Consider the following 408-nt stretch of genomic DNA (forward strand, 5'->3'; position numbering starts at 1 on the left):
AACCCCCATATTAGCGTAAATAAAAAGAATCCATTTTGAACAATCTTTTTTCAAAATGGATTCTTTTCTTGTGATTTGATCTGACCCAATAAAGTTAGACATATAGTTTAAGCAGCTTCTAAGACCTGAGTTCGGTATTCTATCGGACTCAGGTCTTTTATTAATTTTACCTTCATTCGTTTGTGGTTATAGTAATGAATATAATCATCTTTTAGAGTTGATGTTATCAATAGCCTATCAGCAACTATTTTATCTGAAAAGAGAGTGATTTGTTAGAGGCTTAATGTATTTTTTTGAAAGTACCGCACAGTCCGAATACACTTCGCTTATGGAACTAACCTGCCCCGATAGTTCCATAAAGAAAAGCTGCCTTAAAGACAGCTCCGATCTTCAGCTAAAGCACCCGTT

At 34.8% G+C, this 408-nt stretch carries 1 pseudogene; it reads right to left on the minus strand.

Annotated elements, in window-relative coordinates:
• Positions 1-107: 107 nt before the first annotated feature.
• Positions 108-209: pseudogene (locus tag SB775_RS27575) on the minus strand (IS3 family transposase); the annotation flags it as partial.
• Between the last annotated feature and the right edge of the window lie 199 nt (positions 210-408).

This window comes from Peribacillus sp. SIMBA_075 (assembly GCF_046534585.1).